The 23,306-nt window shown below is 55.1% G+C and carries 19 protein-coding genes; 10 read left to right on the top strand and 9 right to left on the bottom strand.

Features of this window, described 5'->3' with window-relative positions; genetic code table 11:
• Positions 1–7: 7 nt before the first annotated feature.
• A complete protein-coding gene (locus tag ACR02O_RS01625) occupies positions 8–949 on the top strand; it encodes a peptidoglycan DD-metalloendopeptidase family protein (protein WP_494522663.1) in 942 nt (313 codons plus the stop codon).
• Here ACR02O_RS01625 and ACR02O_RS01620 read toward each other — a convergent pair.
• Together ACR02O_RS01620 and ACR02O_RS01615 are read right to left on the bottom strand one after the other, a co-directional pair.
• On the bottom strand, positions 946–3,186 hold the full coding sequence (locus ACR02O_RS01620; protein ID WP_494522662.1) for a PAS domain S-box protein: 2,241 nt from the start codon (positions 3,184–3,186) through the stop codon (positions 946–948). The genes ACR02O_RS01625 and ACR02O_RS01620 overlap by 4 nt on opposite strands.
• A gap of 155 nt (positions 3,187–3,341) precedes the next feature.
• Complete coding sequence (locus tag ACR02O_RS01615) at positions 3,342–4,541, bottom strand: MFS transporter (RefSeq protein ID WP_494522661.1); 1,200 nt, start codon at positions 4,539–4,541, stop codon at positions 3,342–3,344.
• A 156-nt stretch (positions 4,542–4,697) separates the two neighbouring features.
• On the opposite strand from ACR02O_RS01615, the gene ACR02O_RS01610 reads away from it, so the two are divergent.
• A complete protein-coding gene (locus ACR02O_RS01610; protein ID WP_494522660.1) occupies positions 4,698–5,483 on the top strand; it encodes a dienelactone hydrolase family protein in 786 nt (261 codons plus the stop codon).
• Here ACR02O_RS01610 and ACR02O_RS01605 read toward each other — a convergent pair whose 3' ends face one another.
• A complete protein-coding gene (locus tag ACR02O_RS01605) occupies positions 5,484–6,179 on the bottom strand; it encodes a TetR/AcrR family transcriptional regulator (protein WP_494522659.1) in 696 nt (231 codons plus the stop codon).
• Positions 6,180–6,315: 136 nt separating this feature from the next.
• Here ACR02O_RS01605 and ACR02O_RS01600 point away from each other — a divergent pair, with 136 nt between their 5' ends.
• Both ACR02O_RS01600 and ACR02O_RS01595 read left to right on the top strand, forming a co-directional pair.
• Entirely contained in the window at positions 6,316–7,485 is a 1,170-nt protein-coding gene (locus ACR02O_RS01600) for an efflux RND transporter periplasmic adaptor subunit (RefSeq protein WP_494522658.1), read from the top strand.
• The gene (locus ACR02O_RS01595) at positions 7,485–10,547 is read left to right on the top strand and encodes an efflux RND transporter permease subunit (RefSeq protein WP_494522657.1); all 3,063 of its coding nucleotides are present in this window, start codon (positions 7,485–7,487) and stop codon (positions 10,545–10,547) included. Before ACR02O_RS01600 ends, ACR02O_RS01595 begins: the two co-directional genes overlap by 1 nt.
• Before the next feature lie 19 nt (positions 10,548–10,566).
• Here the strand turns inward: ACR02O_RS01595 and crp are convergent, their stop codons facing one another.
• A complete protein-coding gene (gene crp / locus ACR02O_RS01590; protein ID WP_033158235.1) occupies positions 10,567–11,220 on the bottom strand; it encodes a cAMP-activated global transcriptional regulator CRP in 654 nt (217 codons plus the stop codon).
• A 128-nt stretch (positions 11,221–11,348) separates the two neighbouring features.
• Between crp and ACR02O_RS01585 the strand changes: the two genes are divergently transcribed.
• Both ACR02O_RS01585 and speD read left to right on the top strand, forming a co-directional pair.
• On the top strand, positions 11,349–11,768 hold the full coding sequence (locus ACR02O_RS01585; RefSeq protein ID WP_319961096.1) for an OsmC family protein: 420 nt from the start codon (positions 11,349–11,351) through the stop codon (positions 11,766–11,768).
• A 4-nt stretch (positions 11,769–11,772) separates the two neighbouring features.
• The gene (speD, locus tag ACR02O_RS01580) at positions 11,773–12,552 is read left to right on the top strand and encodes an adenosylmethionine decarboxylase (RefSeq protein WP_033158233.1); all 780 of its coding nucleotides are present in this window, start codon (positions 11,773–11,775) and stop codon (positions 12,550–12,552) included.
• A 61-nt stretch (positions 12,553–12,613) separates the two neighbouring features.
• On the opposite strand, the gene ACR02O_RS01575 is transcribed toward speD, so the two are convergent.
• The 3 genes from ACR02O_RS01575 to apaG all read right to left on the bottom strand — a co-directional run bounded on the left by ACR02O_RS01575 (position 12,614) and on the right by apaG (position 14,220).
• The gene (locus ACR02O_RS01575; protein ID WP_319961097.1) at positions 12,614–12,934 is read right to left on the bottom strand and encodes a periplasmic heavy metal sensor; all 321 of its coding nucleotides are present in this window, start codon (positions 12,932–12,934) and stop codon (positions 12,614–12,616) included.
• 75 nt (positions 12,935–13,009) lie between these two features.
• Positions 13,010–13,843: a symmetrical bis(5'-nucleosyl)-tetraphosphatase gene (locus ACR02O_RS01570; RefSeq protein ID WP_494522656.1), complete on the bottom strand. Its 834-nt coding sequence runs from the start codon at positions 13,841–13,843 to the stop codon at positions 13,010–13,012.
• On the bottom strand, positions 13,843–14,220 hold the full coding sequence (gene apaG, locus ACR02O_RS01565) for a Co2+/Mg2+ efflux facilitator ApaG/CorD (protein ID WP_020484295.1): 378 nt from the start codon (positions 14,218–14,220) through the stop codon (positions 13,843–13,845). The genes ACR02O_RS01570 and apaG overlap by 1 nt, the downstream gene beginning before the upstream one ends.
• Positions 14,221–14,291: 71 nt before the next feature.
• On the opposite strand from apaG, the gene ACR02O_RS01560 reads away from it, so the two are divergent.
• From ACR02O_RS01560 to ACR02O_RS01545, 4 genes are all read left to right on the top strand, one after another.
• The gene (locus tag ACR02O_RS01560) at positions 14,292–14,813 is read left to right on the top strand and encodes an ankyrin repeat domain-containing protein (RefSeq protein ID WP_494522655.1); all 522 of its coding nucleotides are present in this window, start codon (positions 14,292–14,294) and stop codon (positions 14,811–14,813) included.
• A gap of 62 nt (positions 14,814–14,875) precedes the next feature.
• Positions 14,876–16,246, top strand: a complete 1,371-nt coding sequence (mpl, locus tag ACR02O_RS01555) for a UDP-N-acetylmuramate:L-alanyl-gamma-D-glutamyl-meso-diaminopimelate ligase (protein WP_494522654.1) — start codon at positions 14,876–14,878, stop codon at positions 16,244–16,246.
• Between the two features lie 3 nt (positions 16,247–16,249).
• On the top strand, positions 16,250–16,537 hold the full coding sequence (locus tag ACR02O_RS01550; RefSeq protein ID WP_033158228.1) for an Rdx family protein: 288 nt from the start codon (positions 16,250–16,252) through the stop codon (positions 16,535–16,537).
• 40 nt (positions 16,538–16,577) lie between these two features.
• Positions 16,578–18,551, top strand: coding sequence for a serine/threonine protein kinase (locus tag ACR02O_RS01545; RefSeq protein ID WP_494522653.1), 1,974 nt, complete (start codon positions 16,578–16,580; stop codon positions 18,549–18,551).
• 143 nt (positions 18,552–18,694) lie between these two features.
• Here the strand turns inward: ACR02O_RS01545 and ACR02O_RS01540 are convergent, their stop codons facing one another.
• Entirely contained in the window at positions 18,695–22,738 is a 4,044-nt protein-coding gene (locus tag ACR02O_RS01540; RefSeq protein ID WP_494522652.1) for a hypothetical protein, read from the bottom strand.
• Positions 22,739–22,997: 259 nt separating this feature from the next.
• Entirely contained in the window at positions 22,998–23,180 is a 183-nt protein-coding gene (locus ACR02O_RS01535) for a diacylglycerol kinase (protein WP_494522651.1), read from the bottom strand.
• Positions 23,181–23,306: the final 126 nt, after the last annotated feature.

The following is a 23,306-nucleotide window of genomic DNA, read 5'->3' as shown; positions in this document are numbered from 1 at the left end:
GCGACCGGTGTTTGCTCGCGGTATTTTAGCGATCTCGCTGTTACTGGCGTCAGGTAGCGGCGTAGCGAAAAAGCTTTATAAATATCAGGATGCCGAAGGTACCTGGTTTTTTACCGATCAGGCCCCCGCATCGAATCAGCCGGTAGCAGTCAGGCAGTTAAAAGCCGCCACTCCTAAGCGCGTTTGGCTGGAAAAAACGGCCGATGATTTGCAACCGAGTTTTTTTGCGCTGAACGCCTATCCGGGGCCTATCGAACTGGCCGTCGATTGGCGAGAGCGGGAAAATGTCAGCGCCAATCCGGATTTGCCGCGCCGCTTTGTCGTTGAATCCGGACAGTCCGGCAGCTTGTTTTCGCTTATTCCCAACCAGAGCGCCGGTTTTTATAGTGTCAATCTGCAATATAGCTATGTGGTTGGGCGGCCTTTACCCGGCTATGTGAGTCAAACCCTTTATAAACCACCTTTGCCGGCCGGCGCACAGTTTCAAATTACCCAAGCTTTTAATGGACCATACAGTCATAACGATGAACAGAATCGTTATGCGGTAGACATCATGATGCCGGTTGATACGCCGATTTACGCAGCCCGGGGCGGTATCGTGCTGGAAGTGGAAAATGACTATACCAGTCATGGTACTAGCCAGGCTTACGCCAGCAAGGCTAACAGTATCAGGATCTTGCATGAGGACGGCTCCATGGCTGTGTACGCGCATTTGGCTCTGGAAAAAGCCCAAGTCACGCCAGGAATGCGGGTGGCAACCGGGCAGCTGATCGCTTACTCCGGCAATACCGGTTTGACGACCGGGCCGCATTTGCATTTTGCGGTGCAGATCAATCGCGGTATGGAGCTGATTTCCGTACCGTTTCAATTTACCGACTTGAACGGTCTGGCGGTGGAGCCAAGGCTTGGCCTGTGGTTGTCCGGGCCGGCGGCTTCCGTCGGTAATTAGCCACCAGCCGTTGAACTAAAAAACCGAAAGCAGCCCCGCCCCGCGCATTTGGCTTGATACATGGCATTGTCGGCGTTTTTCATCAGGCTATTTGCCTCCAGGCCGTCATCGGGATAAACGGCAATGCCGATACTGGAAGAAATATCCAGCGTGTGTTGTTGAATCACAAACGGCTGATTCAGACTGCTTAAGATGCTTTCGGCCACCAGCCCGGCCGCGGAGTGTCGGTCCAATTGGCAGAGTAAAATTACAAACTCATCGCCGCCCAAACGCGATACGGTATCCGTTTCCCGCTTGACGCAAGCCTCCAGACGATTCGCCACCTCTTTCAGCAATAAGTCGCCGACATCGTGACCGAAGCTGTCGTTGACCGGCTTGAATTTATCCAGGTCCAGATAGAGCAAGGCCAGCAAACTGCGTTCGCGTCTGGCCTGAGCGATAGCCTGATGCAAGCGGTCGATCAGCAAGGTACGATTGGGCAAGTCGGTTAGTGCGTCGAAGTGGGCCAGATGATGAATGTGTTGCTCTATGGCTTTACGCGCCGTTATGTCCATCATCGTGCCGACATAATGGGTTATCTTGCCATCCGGGTTTTTCACGGCGCTGATGGTGAGCCATTCCGGAAAGATATTGCCATTCTTACGCCGATTCCAGATTTCACCTTGCCAGACGCCTTTGTTATCAATGGATTGCCACATTTCGGCAAAAAACAGCGCATCGTGAATGCCGGAATTGAGGATATTCATTTTTTGACCGATGGCCTCTTCGCTGGCGTAGCCGGTAATCTCGGTAAAGGATTTATTCACCTTTAAAATGACGGCATCGGCATCGGTAATCATCATGCCCTCCTGCGATTCAAAAGCGGTCGCGGCAATTCGCAGTTCGGTGTCCAGGCGTTTGCGTTCGCTAATATTTTGCGCGAAGGTAAAACTCAGTTCCAAGCCATTGTGAGCGATATAGTGGCAGGTGAGCTCAACCGGGAAAATCGTGCCGTCCTTACGCCGATGGCGGCTTTCGTGGCTGACAATTTCGCAGTCGCGCAAGCGCTGCCAGATGTTTGACCAGGCGCTGGCCAAAAGGTCCGGATCGAATTCCCAGGGTGTCATACCCACCAGTTCGTCCCGCGAATAGCCCAAGGACTGACAAGCGTAATCGTTGACGTAAGTCACCATGCCCTTGGGATCAAGGCAGAAGAAAGCGGTCTTGCTTTTATCGACCATGGTTTTGGCCAGCCACAACTCGTTTTCGATCTTCTTTAGCTCGGTGATGTCATCGTATACTCCTAATACCCCGATGGTTTCGCCCAAACTATTGCGCAGTGGCGCTTTCGATGTTCTCAGTAGAATCTCTTTGCCCTCAGGCGTGGTTTGCGGCTCTTCGTAAGCCAGCTTAGGCAGATTGGATTGCATGACCTGGCGGTCATCGGCGCGGTAGAGCAAAGCTTGGTTTCGCCAGGATAGTTGCTGGTCGACTTTACCGAGGAGGTCTTCGGTTCTCGTGAAACCACCATCTCGGGCGAACTGCGAGTTGCAGCCGAGATAGCGCGAGTGCAGGTCTTTCCAAAATACCCGCATGGGTATGGTTTCGATCACCGATTGCAGCAAGCTGCGCGACTCGGCGAGCGCATTCATTGCATTGATGCGTTTGGAAATATCGTAGAGCAATACCAGTTGCATTTTCTTGCCGGCCCCGCCTATGCGGGTAGCGGTGGTCATCACGTGCTTGTTCAGGCCGTTTTTGCAACGAACTTTGATTTCCAGGGGCTGAAATTCTTGGTCGTCATTTTCGAAGCGCTTTTGCCATTCCGCGCCAATCGTTTCACGGTAAACAGTATCGGGGAAGGCTTGTAATTGCCAGGCGGACAGGTTGGGAATATCCCGGAGCCGGTACCCGAAGACCTTGGTAAATTCCGGGTTCAGCATTTGCAGATTGCGCTTGTCGTCGAATAGCGCCAGTGGAATGGGGAGTGCGGTGACAATAGTGCTTAATTGGATATTGTCGTCGTTCAAGCTGCTCAACTGGTCTAAAAAAACAATGATCATCGCGCAGATCAGCGAGGCGACCAGCAGCGAAGCGACCAAGCCGGTAAGTAGATAATCGAAGCTGATTTCGCCTTTCAGCAGCCATTCCATTATCGCCACAATCGATTCGGTGAGCATTGTCGCCAGAGCAACCGAAATCAGCCAAAGTTGGTATTTATTGATACGCTGTAAACGGCTGAGAAGGATGTATTTCAAACTAGGCTTTAAGTACTTATTCGGCTGAAACGCGCAGTCGTTGACGACGTTTTTTTGTACGCTAAAGCTTACATCGTTGTAGGCCTATTTCAAAATCTTTCGAGGATTTTCCCTTTTTTAATCTGCGGCTGCTCCAATCCAATGGACGCTCAATGTCAATGAGCCGCTTTAACCCGGCGACGAGCGATGAGGATGCATAAAGCCATTAAACAAAATCCGGCCCCCGCGTAAAACGTAAACTCGGCGCCGTAGCTATCCCACAGCAACCCCGCCATGACGCTAGCCAACAGCATGGCGATGCCGCCGACCAGATTGAAAAATCCGTAAGCGGTGCCGCGCAGGTCGGCCGGTGACGTGTCCGCGACCATTTTGGCCAGCAGGCCTTGAGTCATGCCCATGTGCACCCCCCAAAGCCCAACGCCGGCCAACACTATCCGCCAATCGGCGCTACTGGCCAGTACTAGGTCGGCGGCGATGAGTACCAACAGCCCCCAAGCCAGCAGTTTCCGGTGCGATACGCGGTCGGACAGACGGCCAAACGGGTAAGCCGTGGCCGAATACACAACATTCATCGCCACCATTGCCAAGGGTAACAGCGCAATCGGAATGCCGCTTTGTTGGGCGCGCAGCACCAAAAAGGCCTCGCTGAATCGCGCCAGCGTGAACACCGCGCCTATCATCACTACCCGCCAATAGTCGGCATTTAAGCGTTGCAGATTGGCGCGCTTGATGGGGCTGCCGTGTTGCGAACGCTGCAGATGCTTGGATTCGCGCACACCAAACAGCAACATCAGCACCGACAGCCCGCCGGGGATCACGGCCACCCAAAAAACCGCCCGAAAATCGTTGGCCCACAGGAGCATGAGCGCCACCGCCAGCAATGGTCCCAGAAAAGAGCCGACCGTATCCAGCGATTGCCTGAGGCCAAAGGCCGCGCCGCGAATTTCCGGCGGGGTGATGTCGGCAACCAGTGCGTCGCGCGGTGCGCCGCGTATGCCTTTGCCGACCCGGTCTAGCAGTCGCGCGCTTAAAACCATGCCGCTGCTGCCGGCGATGGCAAACAGGGGTTTGGTCAACGCTCCCAGGCTGTAACCTATCAAGGCCAGACTTTTGCGCTTGCCCAAATAATCGCTGAGCACCCCGGAAAATACTTTGACGATCAGCGCGGTCGCTTCCGCTGCGCCTTCGATTAAACCGATGCTCAAACTGCTGGCATGCAGAGTGGTGAGCATGAATACCGGCAGCAGGCTGTGGATCATTTCCGAGGAAATATCCATCAACATACTGACAAAGCCCAATGCCCAAACGCTTTTCGGGATTTGTCGCCAGATAGGTTTTGCGCCGGAATGCGTCATGGAGTTTATGTTTGCCGTTCGTTTAAAGGAAATCACAGCGCCTAGGTTGCCGTAAAACCCGCCGCCCCGATGGAATTTTATTGTCGCAAGGCCCTAGAGATTGACAATGCCCGTTAGCAGTGTAAACGTAAGGCCATTTTTCAACAGGAGGTTTTTATGATGCGTAGTTTATTCTTTTTGGCCTTATTGTTCAGTTCCGGTTTGCAAGCCGCATTGCAGGAGCAAGCCGTGAGTTATACCGCCGGCGATACCACGCTAAAAGGCTATCTGGTTTGGGACGATACGAAAGGCGACAAGCAGCCCGGCGTGCTGGTGGTTCACGAATGGTGGGGCTTGAACGACTACGCCCGGCAGCGCGCGAAGATGTTGGCGGAACTGGGTTATACCGCGCTGGCGGTCGATATGTACGGCGACGGCAAATCCAGCGAGCATGCAGCCGAAGCCTCAACCTTCATGAACAGCGTCGTGGAGCGGGCGGGCGTTTCGCAATTGCGTTTTACCGCGGCTTTAGCCTTTTTACAAAAACAAGCCAGTGTCGATAAGGGCAATATTGCGGCGATAGGTTATTGTTTCGGCGGTGCGACAGTCTTGAATATGGCGCGCTTGGGTACCGATCTGGTGGCAGTGGTGAGTTTTCACGGTAATCTGGCCACGCAAACGCCGGCGCGGGCCGGGCAGGTGAAGGCGCGGGTATTGGTTTTGAACGGCGCGGCCGACGAGTTTGTCAGCGCCGACAGCATTGCGGCGTTTGAAAAAGAAATGACCCAAGCCGGCGTGGATTATCGTTTGGTTAACTATCCCGGCGCGCGCCACGGTTTCACCAACCCCGACGCGGCTAGGTTGGGCAAAGCCAATAATTTGCCTATCGCTTACGATGCCGAGGCGGATAAACAATCCTGGGAAGCCATGCAACAGTTGTTTCGCGAAGTGTTCAAGCAATAGCTAATCGTCAGTCAAATCGGTGGCAGTCGGTGCATAGGCTCGGATAAACGCGCTGACGGCGCGCTCGACTGTGGCTTTAATTTGTTTGGGTTTCAATTCCCGGCGGGCGTTGAACAAGCCCGATTCGTATACTTCCGATTCCAGCAAACCGCGAAAATGCGCGGCCACCACATGTGGGTCGGCATGCCGCAACTGGCCGGCATTCATCGCTTGTGCGAAGAATTGCGCAGTAAATTGCATGCCCTTGGCGGGGCCATTTTCGAAAAGCAGGCGGCCGGCTTCCGGCTGAGTGGCGGCGGCTGCGATCAACATGCGTCGGGCCGCCAAACTTTTCAAGGACAGAAAGTTGCTCATCACGCCTTCGCCGAAACGTTGCAAAGTGGCCGGCAAGTCGTCGGAAGGTTGCAACAGTGCCAGGACTTGGTTGACCTGGTCTGGCAGTGTATCCAGAGGCGCACTGCCGCAGTCCGGCATCAGCAAGGAAAATAATTGCTCGCTGTGGCGATCAGCGGAACGGCGCGCCAATTCCAGAAACAACTGCTCCTTGGAGCTGAAATAGTTGTACAGCGTGGCCTTGGAGTGGCCGGCAGTAGCGGCGATTTCCGCCATCGTCGCTTGTTCGAAACCGACTTTTTCAAACAGGGTTTTTGCCGCATCCAGAATGGCTTGGCAACGTTCTCCACTTTTCTTTCTCATGGAACCTTCCTTATTCGAGCGAGTCGGCTGAGTTTCGAGCACTAGGCCGCTGTTTGGCTTATTCTAGACCCGATGGTTCAGTTTTAAATTGTCGTATAGACTTGGAGCTGAGTAATGTTTGCCGAGATTTTTCGTCATGATGACACACCTAGCCCGCCGTATAAGCTTTTATACCCCTTATTCCCAGCGTGGATCGGCACGCGGTTCATTGCTTATCGGGATTTTTACCGTACTGGCATGCTGTGCGGTGCTTATAGTTTGGTTGTTAAACCGGGAAAGTCCAGGCGCTGCCGCGCCGGGAAAATCGGTGTCGGCGCTGACGGTGACGCGGGCAGTGCCGCAATGGCGGCAGTGGCCAACCACCCTGGAAGCGTCGGGGGCGATTGCGGCCTGGCAAGAAGCCGTCATCGGCGCCCAGCAATCCGGATTAAGGTTAATCGAAGTCAATGTCAATGTCGGCGATCAGGTCAAGCACGGTCAGCTATTGGCGCGTTTCGATGCTGATATGCTGCGCGCCGATCTGGCGCAATTGCAGGCCAATCTGGCCCAGGCGCGGGCCACCGCCGCGCAAGCCGAAACCAACAAACAGCGGGTGCTGAAACTCAAAAATGCAGCGACGCTGAGTCAACAGGAGTTGTTGCGTTACGAAACCGAAGCGGAAACCTCCCGCATTCAGGTCGATGCGATCAAAGCTCAGTTGGCTGCTAAACAGTTGCAACTAAGCTATGCCGAGGTGCGGGCGCCGGATGACGGTGCGATTAGCGCGCGAATGGCAACCCTGGGCGCGGTGGCCGGCAGCGGGCAGGAATTGTTTCGGTTAATTCGGCAAAATCGCCTGGAATGGCGCGGTGAATTGACCGCCGGGCAAATCGCGCAAATTCAGGCGGGGCAAGCGATACAACTGAGTCTGCCGGACGGCAGCGTTGCCCAAGCTAGGGTGCGGCAGCTGGCGCCGGCCTTGGACGAGCAGTCGCGATTGGGCGTTGTGTACGCCGACATCCTGCCTGGCAGTCAGGCGCGGGCCGGCATGTATGCCAATGGTCGGATCGAGTTAAGTCAGCGTCCGGCACTGGTGGTGCCGGCCGCCAGCGTGGTGATCCGCGATGGCCGCAACTATGTGCTGAAGCTGCTCAGCGATGCCGATACCTCGCCGGTTAGTTTGCAGGCGGTCGCTACCGGCCGTCGGCACGGCATAGAAATTGAAATCGTTCAAGGCTTGAGCGAAGCTGAGCGTGTGGTATTGGAGGGGGCCGGCTTTCTCAATGATGGTGATCTCGTGCACATCGCGCCGACGAGGGTTGATTGATGAGTTTTGCCTCTTGGTCGATTCGCAACCCCATCCCATCGATTTTACTGTTTATATTACTGTCACTGGCCGGACTGCGCGGTTTACAACAGTTATCCATACAGAGCTTGCCGGACCTGGATTTACCCAGCGTTATCGTCAAACTTAATCAACCGGGGGCGGCGCCGGCACAGCTGGAAACCGAAGTGGCGCGCAAAGTCGAGGATTCTATTGCCACTTTGTCCGGGTTGAAGCATATCCGCACCTCGATTACCGATGGTTTGGTGCAAATTAATGTCGAATTTATTCTGGAAAAAAAGCTTTCCGATGCCTTGATCGAAACCAAGGACGCGGTGGACAGAGTGCGCTCGGATTTACCTAGCAGTGTGCTGCAACCTAGTATCAGTGCGGTGACCGTGGGTGGCGCGCCGATTTTGACCTATGCGATTGCCTCGACCAAACTGGACGAGGAAGCCTTATCCTGGCTGGTGGACGATAACGTCAGCAAGGTCATGTTGGGTGTGGCCGGCGTCGGCCGTTTCGAACGCCTGGGCGGTGTGCAGCGGGAAATACAACTGGAGGTCGATCCGGTGCGCTTGGCTTCGCTGGGCGTCACCGCGACCGATGTGTCGCGAGCCTTGAAACAGGCGCAGCAGGAGTCTTCCGGCGGCCGGGGTAATGTGGGCTTGGCGGAGCAATCCGTGCGCACGCTGGCCACGGTGCGGCAGGCCAGCGAACTGGCGACCTTTCCGGTGCCTATAGCCAACGGCGGCGAGGTGCGCTTGGCGCAAATCGCCACGGTCCGCGACACCGTTGCCGAGCGTACGCAATTGGCAGCCTTGGACGGCAAGCCGTTGATCGGTTTCAACATCTACAGGGCCAAGGGTTTTGACGAAACCCGCATCGCCAATGATGTGGAGCAGGCCTTGGCGCGGATGCGCGAAGCCGATCCTTCCTTGAGTTTTACCCTGATTTCCGGTTCGGTGGCGTATTCGCAAGAGCAGTATGAAGGTTCGATGATGATGCTCTACGAGGGCGCGTTATTGGCGGTGCTGGTGGTCTGGTGGTTCTTGCGCGATTGGCGGGCAACTTTGGTATCGGCGTCGGCCCTGCCTTTGTCGATTCTGCCGACTTTTGCGGTGATGCATTGGCTGGGGTTTTCCATGAACATGCTGACCATGCTGGCCTTGGCTATCGTGGTCGGGATATTGGTGGACGATGCGATTGTGGAAATCGAAAACATCGCCCGGCATGTGCGGATGGGCAAAAGCATCCGTCAGGCCGCCGCCGAAGCGGTTGATGAAATCGCGCTAGCGGTGATCGCCACCACCTTGACGTTGGTGGTGGTGTTTATGCCTACCGCGCTGATGAACGGGGTTTCCGGGCTGTTTTTCCGGCAATTCGGCTGGACGGCGGTGGTTGCGGTGCTGGCATCCTTGCTGGTGGCGCGCTTGCTGACGCCCATGCTGGCGGCTTATTTACTCACTGAAGGTCATCATCCGGCCAGCGTCGATGGTAGATTGATGCCCATTTACCTGCAAGCCGTGCACTGGACGCTACGTCATCGCCAAGCGACGATGCTGCTCTCCACGCTGTTTTTTATCGGCGCTTGCTTATTGCTGCCCTTGATTCCGGCGGGTTTCGTACCGCCCGCTGATCGCGGTTACACCACGGTGCAATTCGAGTTGCCGCCGGGTAGTTCGATAAACGATGCCGGTCGAGTCGCCGAAGCGGCGCGAACGGTTCTGCAACCGCTGGCAGGTGTCGAACACATTTTTACCGCGGTCGGTAGCAGTCAAATAGTCGGTGGCGGCGTGACCAGACCGGGCGAACAACGTAAGGGAGCGCTGACCTTAACCTTGAGCGAGCGAGGACTGCGGCCGCATCAAGCGCAGATTGAACAGGCAGTGCGGGCAGTGTTGCGCGAAGTGCCCGGCGCCCGCTTCTCCATTGGCATCGGTGGTCCGGGCGAGAAGATGTCTTTGATACTGTCCAGCGATAATGCGGCGGCCTTAAAGGCCAGCGCGCAGGCCTTAGAGCGCGATTTGCGTAATATGGGTAGCTTGAGCAGCATCAGCTCCACGGCCAGCCTGGAACGGCCGGAGATTGCGATTCGGCCGGACTGGCAGCGCGCTGCCGAACTAGGCGTGACGGCCGAGCTGATCGGTGAAACGGTGCGGATTGCCACCAGCGGTGATTTCGACGCCCAACTGGCCAAGTTGAATCTGGATAACCGCCAACTCGCGATTCGGGTAAGGATAGCCGATGCCGCGCGGCAGGATTTGCAGGTCTTAGCCAATCTAAGAGTAAGGGCGGGGGATAGGTTGGTGCCGCTGTCCAGTGTGGCGGAGCTAACGTTAGCCAGCGGTTCGGCGCAGGTTGACAGGTATGACCGTCGCCGCTATGTCACGGTCAACGCCGAACTGGGCGGCATGTCCCTGGGTGAGGCACTGGCCGCTGCCAAAACTTTGCCGGCAGTGGTTAATATGCCATCCAGCGTTAAATTGATTCGTACCGGCGACGCCGAAATCATGGCCGAATTGGCCAGCAGTTTTGGTATGGCGATGCTGACCGGATTGCTGTGCGTGTTTTGCGTATTGGTGTTGCTATTCAAGGATTTCTTTCAACCCTTGACCATCCTGTCGGCGATACCGTTGTCAATGGGCGGCGCGTTTGTCGCACTGTTGCTGACCGGCGGCGAGTTGAATATTCCGTCGATGATAGGCTTGATCATGCTGATGGGCATCGTCACCAAAAACTCGATCCTGCTGGTGGAATATGCGTTGCTGGCGATGCGCGAACATGGGCTGAGTCGGCACGAGGCCTTGCTGGATGCCTGCCATAAACGCGCCCGGCCTATAGTCATGACCACGGTGGCCATGATTGCCGGTATGTTGCCGATTGCGTTGGGATGGGGGGCGGACGCCAGTTTTCGTCAGCCGATGGCGGTGGCGGTGATTGGCGGCTTGATTAGCTCTACTTTGTTAAGTCTGCTGGTGGTGCCGGTGGTGTTTACCTATGTCGATGGTGCTCGGCAAAGTTTGGTAAAGCCGTTTTTCGGTAGTGTCTCAAAGGGCGAATGAATTCGCCCTTCACGCGGCGTTAACGTGTGCCGAATACCACGATGGTTTTACCGTGTGCGGTGATCAAGCCCTTGTCTTCCAGCTCTTTCAATACGCGCCCTGCCATCTCGCGGGAACAACCGACGATCCGGCCGATTTCCTGGCGGGTGATATGCAACTGCATGCCGTCCGGATGGGTAATTGCGTCCGGCTCCTTGGCCAAATCCAACAGGGTGCGGGCGATACGGCCTTCCACGTCCATAAACGCCAGGTCGCGGTATTTACGGCTGGTGATCAACAAGCGAGTCGAGAGCTGTTCACCGAGTACGGTCAAAATCTCCACCGCCTGATCGCGCAACTCGGCGTTTAACAGCATTTTGAAGCGCTCGTAGCCGATTTCCGCCATTTGGCATTTGGTGCGGGTTTTCACCAGTACGCTCCGCGTTTCGGCATTTTTGAACACCCCGATCTCGCCGACGAAATCGTGTTTGTTCAAATACGCCAAAATCAACTCGCGGCCTTCCTCGTCCTCGACGCTGACGCTGACCGAGCCGTCGACCACAAACAACAGTTTGTCGCCTATATCGCCGGGGCGGACTATGGTGATTTTGGCCGGATAGCTCCTAACATGGCAGAAGCGTAAAAAGGCATCCAGGGCAGAGGGTGAAATCTTGTTTTGTTTAACAAAGCTCATAATTTGTAATAATTCTGTGAACTAGATTGGTTACCCTATCAAGGTGCAGTAGTTTTACAAAAAAATCAAGACATTTGACGGGTTCGTTGTAAAATTCGCGACAATTTTGAATTTGGTTGGGGTTTAACATGCAGGCAACGATTAAATGGGTCGACGGCAGATTATTCGTCGGCGAATCCGGCAGCGGGCACACGGTTGTGATGGACGGTCCGCCGGATCACGGCGGTCGTAATCTCGGGGTGCGCCCCATGGAAATGCTGTTGTTGGGTGTGGGCGGCTGTTCGTCGTTCGACGTTGTGGATATTCTGCAAAAAGGCCGCCACGAGATTGTGCATTGTACTGCCGAGCTGACTGCGGAACGGGTGGATACAGTGCCTGCCGTATTCAGCAAAATTCATTTGCACTTCAAGGTGACGGGTAAAAATCTGCCGGCTGCCGCAGTGGAACGGGCGGTGAAGTTATCCGCCGAAAAATATTGCTCGGCTTCCATTATGTTGGGCAAAGCGGGCGTGGAAATAAGTCATGATTTTGAAGTTATAGAGGGTTGATCGGTTGAGCAAATTACAGTTACACGGGTTTAATAACCTGACCAAATCGTTGAGTTTTAATATTTACGACGTTTGCTATGCACCCAAAGAGCAGGAAAAAGCCTACATCGAATATATCGACGAAGCCTATAACGCCAAGCGTTTGACGCAGATTTTAAAAGACGTAGCCAACATCATTGGCGCGCAAATTTTGAATATCGCCCATCAGGATTACGATCCGCAAGGTGCCAGTGTGACGATGCTGATTTCCGAAGGTGCGGTCATTCCGGCCGGCATGAATTCCGAGTCACCCGGCCCGTTGCCGGAAACGGTTTTGGCGCATTTGGATAAAAGCCACATCACCGTACACACTTATCCGGAAAGCCATCCGGATACCGATATTTGTACGTTCCGGGCCGACATCGACGTGTCAACTTGTGGGCAAATTTCCCCGCTGAAAGCCTTGAATTATTTGATTCACAGTTTCGAGTCCGACATCGTGATCATGGACTACCGCGTGCGTGGCTTTACCCGCGATGTATCCGGGCAAAAACATTACATCGATCATAAAATCAATTCCATCCAGAATTACATCGCGGAAAGCACGAAAGAGCTGTACCAGATGATCGACGTCAATGTGTATCAGGAAAACATCTTCCACACCAAGATGATGTTGAAAGAAACCGAACTGGAAAATTACCTGTTCGAAAAGGAAAGTAATTTCAGCGACGAGGATCAGGAAGAAATCCAAGGCATGCTGCAGGAAGAAATGGCCGAGATTTTTTACGGTCGAAATTTCTCTTAAAAAATACGCTGGTTCAAACAGCGGCCTCAGCAGTCACAGCTACTGCTGAGGCTTGTTTTGTTTATGGGGCCGGTTTACGTGGGGCTTGCTCGCGCATTTGTTCTTGATGTTGTTTGCGCAAGTCGTCCATTTTTTGCATTTGTTCCGGGCTTAACACTTCTTTCATTCGGCTGTGCGACTCTTCGTGGATGGCGCGGAATTTTTCGTGCTGTTCTTTAAAAATCGCTTCCAGTTTGGATTTTTGCTCAGGGCTGAGTTGCAGCAGTTTATTCAAATGTTCTAGCTTGTGGTCCACCGGTTGGCCATAGTCGTTTTCACTAGGGTAAGCGAAGGCGGTTAATGGCAAGGCCAGGATGATGGCGAGGAACAGGTTTTTTCGCATGGTCTAATCTCGAGTTAAATTGATGTGGTGCTTGGTGTGCGAGGGAACTGATGCCGGAACGCCGGCAAAAGTTCACTACTCTGAAAAAGCCTTGGGGTTTTGCACGGGCGCGCAGTCGATGCTGAAACGTCTGGGTTGTTCTGACAGTTCCAGCGCCGTCAATTGTCCGCCCCACAAGCAACCGGTGTCTATTGAGTAACAGTTATAGCCGGCGAAATAGCCTAGCGTGGACCAATGGCCGAAGATGATGCGCATATCGATACTTTTGCGGCCCGGCACTTCAAACCAGGGCATTAAGTGGTCGGGCTGACTGCCGGGCGCGCCTTTGGGCCCAAAATCCATCACGCCGTCGACGGTGCAATAGCGCAGCCGGCTGAAACAATTGATCGCAAAGCGCAGCTTTTCGGTTTTCAGTAAATCGTCGCGCCAAACTACGGGTTTGTTACCGTACATGGAACGGAAAAAGCGCTCGTGATCCGGGCTTTGCATGGCTTGTTCGGTTTCACGCGCCATGCGCAGCGTGGTTTCAAAATCCCACTGCGGCGGCAGGCCTGCGTGCAGCATGCAAAAATCGTCATTGTGATGGAACAGCTTTTGATGGCGCAGCCAGGTTATCAGCTCTTCGCAATCCTCGGCCCTTAAAACGTCGCTCAGCGTGTCTTTTTTACCGGCCTTGCCCAGCGAAACCACGGTCGCAATCAAGTGCAGATCGTGATTGCCCAGTACAGTAACGGCCGCAGAACCCAAGCCTTTCACAAAGCGCAGCGTTTCCAAGGATTTTGGGCCGCGATTGACCAAATCGCCGGCTAGCCAGAGTTGATCCTGATTCGGATCGAAGCTTATATGGTCCAGTAAGCGACGGAGCTCGTCGTAACAGCCTTGAATGTCACCAATTGCATAAATCGCCATTAGTGCAGCGTTCTAGGTATCGATAAAGTGAATTTGGGAATGGCTGCGTTAAAATTTTCGCCGGCGTCCGACTGCATTTGATACTTGCCCTGCATTACCCCAACCGGAGTTTCTATCATCGCGGCGCTGGTATAGCGGAATGAGTCGCCGGGGCTAAGATGCGGGTTTTCTCCCACCACGCCATCGCCGTTGACTTCCTGCACCTTGCCGTTGGCATCGGTGATCAGCCAGTGCCGGGTCAGCAATTTGGCCGGCGTGGAACCGACGTTGGTGATGGTGATGGTATAGGCGAACACATAGCGGTTTTGCTCGGGGGACGATTGGGCCTCGATATAGTAGGGTTGGGCTTCAACTAAAACTTTGTTTTTTTCGCTCATTGATAGATGATGTAAATCAGTATTTGCCTTATTTCAACCCAACTCATACCCAAACGCAAGCAAGCAATCCGATGAATATCCGCAGATTTCTGAGCGCCGGGCTAATCGTATGGTCCGTGCAGGCGCTTGCCGAAGATACTAAAGATTTATTTGCCGCCGCGGCCACCGGCAAGCTGGATCGCGTCGAAGCGCTATTAGCGCAAGGATTGGACGTCAATGGCAAACTGGAGACCGACCGCACCGCGCTTATGGCAGCCAGTTTTAACGGCAATTTAAGGATTGTCAAGGCGCTGCTGGCGTACGGTGCCGACGTCAATTTGGCCGATAAACTCGGCTCCACCGCGCTAACGGATGCGGTAATGTTCGGCAATGCCGACATCGTTGGCGTGTTAATCGCGGCCGGTGCCAACGTCAATGCTGCGGACAGCCAGAGCGTGAAAATACTCGATAAAGCCAAAAAGCTTGGCCGAGAAAACATCGTAAAGCAGTTAGAAGCGGCTGGCGCCAAAGGTTCGGAAGCCAAAGTCGAAGAAAAAATCGAAGGCGAACCCAAAGCCGAGGAAGAAAAAAAGCCGGAAGAACCCAAAAAATGATCCAATTCGCTGACGACCCAATTCCAGATTTGAATCTCATTAAACCCGCTAAAATTATCAGAATGACAGAATTACAAAAGCCACTACACATCCACATCCTCGGCATTTGCGGTACCTTCATGGGCGGCTTGGCCTTGATCGCCCGCGAATTGGGTTACACCGTCAGCGGCTCCGATCAAAACGTCTATCCGCCGATGAGCACGCAACTGGAAGAGCAAGGTATTCGACTGATGAACGGCTATAAGGCCGAAAATCTGGGCTGCAAGCCGGACCTGGTGGTCATCGGCAACGCCATGTCGCGCGGCAATCCGGAAGTGGAAGCGGTATTGAACCTAGGCTTGCCGTATATCTCGGGGCCGCAATGGTTGGCGGAACACGTGTTGCAACATAAATGGGTGTTGGCGGTGGCCGGTACCCACGGCAAGACCACTACCAGCAGCATGCTGGCCTGGGTGCTGGAATATAACGGCTTCAAACCGGGCTTTCTGATCGGCGGCATTCCACTGAATTTCGGCATCTCCGCCCGTTTGGGCGAGTCGGATTTTTTTGTCATCGAAGCCGACGAATACGATTGCGCCTTTTTCGACAAGCGCTCCAAATTCGTCCATTACCGGCCACGCACTGCAATATTGAATAACCTGGAATACGATCACGCCGACATCTTCGAAAACCTGGACGCCATTAAAAAACAGTTTCACCATCTGGTGCGCACCATACCCAGCGAAGGCTTGATCATCGCCCCGGCTTGCGAGCAACACGTCACCGAGGTGCTGGAAACAGGCTGCTGGACGCCGGTCGTGAAGACGGCTATCGACGGTGAAGGCGATTGGCAGGCGCACTTGTTGAAAGCCGACGGCAGCAGCTTTAGCGTCAGTTTTGCCGGTGAAGAGCAAGGAGTAGTCGATTGGACCTTAACCGGCCGCCATAGCGTCTACAATGCCTTGTCTGCCATCGCTGCCGCCCGGCATATCGGCATTCTGGCAAAAGATGCGATAGCAGCCTTGCAGCAGTTTCAGAGCGTGAAACGGCGCATGGAAGTCATCGTCAAAAGCGCTGGTGTTACCGTTTACGACGACTTTGCCCACCATCCGACAGCGATAAAAACCACGCTGGACGGCTTGCGCCAACAAGTCGGTAGCGAAAAAATCCTGGCCATCGTCGAGCCCCGCTCCAACACCATGCGGCTGGGCGTGCATACGCAATCGCTCGCAGAATCGTTGGGCCAAGCCGACCGGGCCATCGTTTATCAGCCGGATAATCTGGGCTGGGATTTAAGCCAGCTGCTGAAATACGCCAACAACATCGAGATTTGCAACAGCTTGGAAAGCATTATCGCTACCATCAAAGCCCAAACCGGCGGCGCGTGCCACGTGCTGCTGATGAGTAACGGCAGTTTCGGCGGCATATACAAACGCCTGCGCGACGAGTTGTAAGCCATGAACCGGGTCGAAATCCGCTACTGCACGCAATGCCGCTGGCTGCTGCGCGCGGCCTGGATGGCGCAGGAATTGTTAAGCACCTTCGAACAGGAACTGGACGAACTGGTATTGCAGCCCGACACCGGCGGCATCTTTGAGGTGCGCGCCAACGGCGAATTAGTTTGGTCTCGCAAGCAGCAAGGCCGGTTTCCGGAGATTACCGAGTTAAAGCAATTGGTGCGCGATCAAATTGCCCCCGAGCGCGACCTGGGGCACGCCGACCGCAAGCCCGCGCCGCAGTCTTGATCAGGCTACGCAGAGACTAAACAAGGCTAAGCTGTCTGAGATGATGCTCCCGGAAGACGACGCCACCCTCATCAAACCCAAAGACGACGATCTGACCCGGATCAAGCCTCGCCCCTACCCACAGGTGTTGAACGGCAGTCCGGAGCAGGACGGTAAATTCAACGATGATTATTCTTTGCGCGGCGCCGTGGGCGTGGGCGGTGGTGGTCAGGTGTTGCTGGGGTTTGACGAGCGCATCGGCCGCGAAGTGGCGATCAAGGAATTACTGGATCAGGCAGCGAATGATGATGTCGAGTTGAGCGCACGTTTTCTGCGCGAAGCTCGCATCACCGGCCGCTTGGAACATCCGGGGATTGTGCCGGTTTACGATCTGGGGACTAAACAAAGCGGCGCGCCCTACTATGTGATGCGCTTGGTGCGTGGCGATACACTGGCCAAAGCCCTAAAAGCCTGTAATGACGAGGTGTTGGCCGAGCATGCCTTGTCGCGGCGCCTGAGTTTGCTGGACAGACTGATCGACGTTTGCGAAGCGGTGGCGTACGCCCACTCCAAAGGCGTGATTCATCGAGACCTCAAGCCCGGCAATATCGTGCTGGGCCCGTTCGGTGAAACCATTGTTTTGGACTGGGGCTTGGCCAAGGTGGAAAACGAAGCCGATCTGGCGCCACTAATATCTGCCGCACCAAAACAGGTAGCCGACGATGCGGATTTGACCCGGATCGGCGACATTCTCGGCACCCCGGCCTATATGGCGCCGGAACAAGCTAATCCCGATTTCGGTGCGGTAGATACGCGCTCCGATGTGTTTGCACTTGGCTGTATTCTCTATTATTTATTGGCCGGCCATCCGCCGCTGCGCGGCAGTGCCGATGAGATATTGGCACAACTCAGTTCGCTGGCGCCCATGCCCTCGGCGCGGGAGCCGAAGCTGCCCATGCCGCCGGAATTGATCGCCATCTGCGACAAGGCATTATCCAAGGACAAAACCCTACGCTTTCCAAACGCGGCTGCGTTAGCCGACGAGTTACGGGCCTATCGCGACGGCCGCTTGGTGAGTGCCTATGCCTATTCGCGCGGCGAACTGCTGCGCCGCTTCATCGCCCGTAACAAAGTCGTGCTGGCGGCTAGTCTGGCGGTATTACTGGCGATTTTGATCGGCGCCGGGCTGGCCTTCAAATTTGGCGTGGAGGCGCATAAAGCCCGAGACTTGGCGGTGGCTGAAGGCGAACTCGTCAAGCAGGAAAAGCAGCAGGTGGAGCGTGCGCTAGCCGATGCCACCCGTATTTCCAATCAGAACCTGACGGCCGCCAACCAGATCGCGGACCGCATCTTGGGCAACTTGAACGAAATGCGCATGGGCATGCAGCAAACGGCTGAGTCCTTACACGGCAACACCGATTTAGCCGCATCCAGCGGCTTACTGGAGAGCTTGCTGCAACGTTATCCGCGCGGTGAAAGTTTCGCTACCACCCGCGCACCCGGGATTATCGTGGCGGTGGCGCCGGCCAAATATCGCCAAGCGCTGGGTGCGGATACCTCGCAACTTGAGCACAACCGGATGGTTTTGGAGCGGGGCGTGCCGATTCTGAGCCGGATTTATCAAGCCCCAGAGGGCTTTCCCGCCGTCACGATGGTGGTGCCGATCAAACAGGGTAAAACCATCCCGGGCTTTATTTCCATGCGCATCAAACCGGCCGATTTTCTGGGTGGTTTGCTGGCCGAGGATACTCAGACCCAAAAACGCACAGTATGGGTTGTGCAAGATGATGGCCTGCTGCTTTACGATAGCGACCCGCAGGAGATTGGCCTTAATTTGTTCCGTGAGGAGCGCTTCAATCAGATACCGGAATTGCGCCAGCTCGCTGCTGAAATCGCCGATCAAGACGCCGGCGTGGGTTATTACCAAAGCCAGTCAGCGGGTCAATCCGCGCCGTCAAGGCAGATCGCCGCCTGGGTAAGTTTACGGCCGGCGGAGAATCGGGGCTGGAAAGTGGTGGTTTTAGAAGCTTGGTGACGCGGCTGTATTGCACAGTTTCGCCCTTGGAACTTATACAAGGCGTGGCGAAAGCATTGCGTTGAAGCGTAGCCGGTTAGAGAAAGCTTTGAGGGTCATTGCGCGTAATAAAGCCCCCGGCTGTGCCGGGGGTATCTGCTATGTCAAGCTTCTGATTTCGGCACGCCCACTTGAGGCTGTGATTTTTTCCAAAGCCCACCACCGATAAAACAGTTCCAGCCCCAGCGCAGCCAATTCAACAACGCTGCGGCCATCCACAAAGACCAAGCCAGCATCAGAATCCGGTAAGCCAGCAAAGGCAGGCTTACGACTGTGGCAACGGCCAACTGCGGGCCATTGCGATCCTGATACCAATTCAACAAAGTTGCAGAGGATTGATTTCCGGCAATTTGCATATCCGGTTCGCCCAGCAGGCCCTGCTCAACGGCAATCGCTATTAACAATAGCGACAACAGCGTCAAGCCGGCCAAGCCGATTTGCGCCAGATTGAACCAACGCGGCCGCTGCGGCGCATGGCCGGCGCGCAATCCCAACGCAAACAGCCAGCCCACCACTAAAAATGCGGCAGCTATATGCAGTTGGCTCAGACCGATCAATAATAAAAACCACTGCCAATGCCGCAACGGAGTAATGCTCAGCTTGCCCAAGCCGAATGCCAATAAGGCCAGTACGATCAGCAAGCCCCAAATCAACACGGCCGGACCAAATTTTGGGCCGAAGGTCCACAACAACCAACGCTGTTGCTGCATCAGCAATTGAATACGGCTGTTGACGCTGGCGACACCAAGATCGACCAGCGGCGTGCGCAACAGTACGCCCGGTTCTTTAGCCGTTTGCCAATTAAGCACAATTTGCTGGGTGCCAGGATGTATCGGCAAGCTGACCGTTGCGCCTTGCTGGCGAATCGGCTGACTGACACCATCTATCGTCACACTTTGCAGCTCCGCCTGTTCCGGCAGCTTTACGGGGTGTTGTCCGCCTTTGGAGCTGCGGATGCTCAAAATCAGTTCTACCGTTTCGCTGCGTTGCCCAGACTTGACCGCTAATTCGCTTCTATCGATAGTCAGAGTTGAGCCGGCCACCGCTTGCGGTCGGCCGATAGTCAGATTGACCTTTTCGCCGGGCCAGGGCCGCCACTCCGGCAGCCACTGGCCCTGCCCGTCCTGGTGATGCACCACCGCGATACCGTCGGCTTGTAAATGCCAGATGGGGCTGACATCGGCGCGCCACACCTCGGTCCATTGCGGCGTGTCGGCGGCTTGCAAGGTCAATTGCTCGGTTTTTGCCAGTGCCGACTCCCATTCCAAAGTGGCTTGACCGGCCGCCATGTTCACCAATACTTTACCGTCCTTCACCCGTACTTGCGGACTGGTGACCGCTTCGCCCGGCAACAACGGTAGCTCCAGTAGCACCGGACTGAGTGCGCCGGCCAATTGCTCGACGCGGGTGGACACCCGCCAGTCCAAGCCCAAATGTAGGGTTCTTTCCACCCGCACGAATGCCGGCAAGGCGGATTGCTGTAATTTATTTTTCGGCCCGCTATCGGGTTGCAGCCGGCTGAACTCCAGTTGTGGACCCACCTTGCCGTCCTCGTATAAACCATCCACCCGCCAACCGTCGGCAATGACACCAGCGTGTTGCGGCGGCAATGGCAGCGGCAAACTAAATTTATCCTGCGCGGTATAGCGGCCCTGCATCATCACTTTGTGTACTCCAGGCGACACGGCCAGCCACAAGCCGCCGTCATCCTGTCTGATCAAGGCTTGCGCCTCACCGCCATCGACACTGACCTGCTCCGGAAACCATTGCTCAAGCTGGGCCGGCAACGGTACAGCCAAATCTTGCTGCGCGTGCAATTGCAGTTCGATACGCAGCACTTCCGGCTTGACCAGTAATTGCATGTCGGCAATCTGCGCGCAATTGGGTAGGCACTGCGGCGCTTGCAGCAAACGGGTTTTCAATTGTTCCAGCATTGGCGCGTCGGGCAGATCGGCATAAGTCTTTTCGCTGGGTGCCATCAACAGCGGCAGCAACAACAGACAGCTTAAACCCGGCAGAGACAAGCGCCAGTTACTGGCGATGGCGCCGAGCATTTTCAAAACCAATACCGCCACTAGTGCGGCCTGGGCAAAGTGCAGCAACATCATCATAAATGGCGACAAATACCAGAGTCCGATTTGCTGCCCATTATCGACCGCGCCGTTCCAGCTCAAATCCACCTTCTGCCAGCCCCAGTGTGGCAGACCAGGACCGGTTTGCAAATTGGCTTCCGGATCGACCCGTTGCAAAATGGCCGAGCTGCCGCCGTAAGGGGAGACAGGTACAACCGATTTTTTAAAATAAACTCCGCGCTCAGCTTCGCCCGAATCACTCCGTTCCGGCGCCATCGCCGAATCCGTCATCTGCTCAACTTGCATCGCCATCGGTGCCGCTGCACTCGCCATCGAATGCAGGCGTTGAATAGACTGCTCCGGCAACTCCAGCTGCGGGTATATACCGATACGAATCTGCTCTATCATGAACGGAATAGTCAGCATCAGCAGCGCCAGCCAACTGGCGTTGCGATACCATCGCAGCCATTGCGCGAAACCACCTACCGGCAATACCCGTAACAGAGCCAGTACCGCCAGCACGTTCAACCAGATCAGGCGCGGCGCGTCTGCCTCATGCCAAATCAACGTCAAACTCAACAAGGCAAATGCGCCCCATTGCGGCGACCAGATGCGCCCCACCGCCAATCCGGCGATCAAGACCAAGAACAAATCCAGCAAAGTCCAGCAGCTCAACCAGCTATTCGGCACATTATCTACGCCACTGACCGCCAGCAAGCGCCAGCCGGGTGGAATGTTCAGTTCAGCCTGTACTTGTTGAAATCGCTGCTGCCAGCCGCTGGCATTGATCGAACCCAAATCGGCTTCGATCCGGCTGTCGGCATTCAGCTGGATGGCACCGCGGCGCACTTCCACGCCCTGTTTGCCATCCGCCAGTTGCGTGATCAATTGGCTCTGACCGTCCAGTTGCACTTGGCCCAGTCCCAGCTCGGGCACCGCGTTCAAACGCCAGTCGCGACTCATCGTACCGGTGATGTTATCGCTGACCGTGTAACCGCCGCCCTCGAAGTCCAGCCACAGCGTGCGCTTCAACTTGAGTTGATTCGGTTCGGGCTCAGGGTCGCCGCGGCGCATGACCTTAAACTTCATGCTCTCGCCTTGCTTGAGTTGATAGGTAGGTAAATGCTGCCATTCTGCGGGCAGATTGGTTTGACTGCCGTCTATCGCGGTCAAATTCTCGATCTCCACCAGACGCAAGGCCGGCACGGCCTGGAATGCCCACAACTCTTGCGCCGGCCAGTTCTCGTCCTTTACAGCCAAATCCAGTTGCGTCAAGGCTTGCGGGTGGCGGCCATGAATTTCGATACTCCAACGCCCCGGCCGTACTTGCACCAATAACCGCCCGTTACCGTCCAGGCGAGCCGGCAACGAGCTATTCAACGCCACCGGGATAAAGTTAGGCAGTAAAGCATAAGGAAACTCAATCTCCCGCGCCTTGCCGGAAACTTCCAAATCCAGCCGGGTAATGACTTGCAGCGGCACCTCGTCCTGCACCTGCCGGAATACTTGCAGGTCCAGCCTATCCTGCTCCCGGTCGGCAGTGTCGGCGTTCTCGGTATTCAGCCACAAGGCACCTTGCTTGATGGGTGGATACGCGACCGGTTTATCGTTGACGCTGAGCTGAATCAAGCCGCTGGCTTCGGGTAAGGCTAATTGTTCCGGCAAGTTTTCCCAGAAAAATTCGCCGCTGATCTGGTAGCGGCCGGCGGGCAAGTGCAGGGCCGGCTTACCGTCTTTTTCTACGACCGGCTGGGTTTGTTTGTTGACGGTGACCGCCTGCGGCCAATGTTGCGTGTCGCCCGGCAAGCTAATCCAATCCTGGCGATAAACGGTCCATTCGGCGGCGAAGCTGCCGTGCTTGGCTTGTAAATTCAGGTGCAGAGCGCCCGGCCAGGCACAATGTTTTTGTTGAAAATCGTCGAAGATAAACGGGCAACGATACTGAGTTTCATCCGCCAATACCCAGTTGATCCAGGGTTTTAACGGTTCCGGAACGTCTTGCATGTCCAACGCCCTTGCCGTTTGCAACGGTGCCAGCCCAAGCAGTAGCCACAGCATAAAAACCAATCGTCCCATTTTATCCTCCCGCCTTCATCCCAGTTAAGGGACTTGATAAACATCACAGAAAACTCTCTCCCTCCGCACCCAGGGGCATAAAGGGATTTATGTATCTTAACATTCGTCATGCTTATCTAGCGTGGGGGCGATTTATCCCCAGCCGGGCTAAAGCTGGTGAAATTGAGCAATCTCCGGTTTTTGCTTTTAAGTCGCTGCGCCGTCTGCCTCTTGTAGCTATTTGTCTGATGGTGCCGGGGAAATCTTTATCAGCGGCGGATCAAGCGATTAACGACCCTAAGTAGCTGAGCTCCCAGAGCATGACCACTGCCCAAATCAGAATGCTGATGCCGGCAGCGGCTGCGGCAATATCCTTGATGATGCGGATTTTTTCATTTTGCCGAGTTTCCACGAAATCGCACAGCGCCTCTATCGTGGTGTTAAACATTTCGCATATCAGCATCAGCCCAGTGGCGGTAAGTACCGGATGAAATCCACCCATTGGCGAAAATAAAAGCATACGGCCAAAATCAACACGGACAGTACGACTTTATAGGCCACACTAAAATCATAAACAACCGCGTAGCGC

Source organism: Methylomonas sp. PHL2-19, assembly GCF_059331595.1.
The sequence above is the reverse complement of the archived record's forward strand: the minus strand, read 5'-3'. Positions and strand labels throughout refer to the sequence as shown.